Origin of the sequence: Microbulbifer mangrovi (genome assembly GCF_002009015.1) — a bacterium.
Taxonomy (GTDB): Bacteria; Pseudomonadota; Gammaproteobacteria; order Pseudomonadales; family Cellvibrionaceae; genus Microbulbifer; species Microbulbifer mangrovi.
Window position 1 is genome coordinate 1 of sequence record NZ_LZDE01000077.1, and the last position, 617, is coordinate 617.

Annotated in this window: 1 protein-coding gene; it reads right to left on the reverse strand. The window is 45.1% G+C overall.

Annotated elements, in window-relative coordinates:
• Positions 1-67 precede the first annotated feature (67 nt).
• The coding region (locus B4U49_RS00335) for a hypothetical protein (protein ID WP_204902950.1) at positions 68-617 on the reverse strand (550 nt) is incomplete at its 5' end.

The window sequence follows — 617 nt, forward strand, 5'->3', positions numbered from 1 at the left end:
GCGAAAATGGGAGCGCAGCGACCGCGCATAAAGTGCACAAAGTTGGCCGTCGGCCTGCAGCGCATTGTTAGAAATTTTTATCAGCGTGGAGTGGTAGGCCTACGTCGCGGGCCACCCTCTCAGCGAAGCTCAAGGCTTCGCTCTTCCCAGTACTAGACCTTGGATACTTGGCCAGCAACATATTAATATCAAAACCGCCAGAATAATCGTTAGTTGTATTCTTTCCAACTAAGTTGACCTCATAGAATCTGCGTGATCGATCATCAGTGGAAGGACCATCAGAATTCTCGATTACTCTTACATACTTATACAAGCTCAAAGAAATCTGCGTTTTCGACTCTATGAAGAGCCATTTTTTAAAATTTATGACAGCGCGTTTTTCTGTATCGATGAACCTTTCAGCCTTGCCAAAAAATGTGATCACACCAACTGCAGTGATTAGTAACCCTGCAATCAAAAATCCTGCACTTCCCGACGTGATGCCAGGAAGTAGAAAGCCCCCGCCTCCGAACAGAATTGCAAATACTCCTAAAAACTTTGGAATGGAATTCTTCGCGGGCTGATAAATTTTCATTCTTTGACGACTACGATTTCTAACGTTCGGTTTAGGGGCGGCT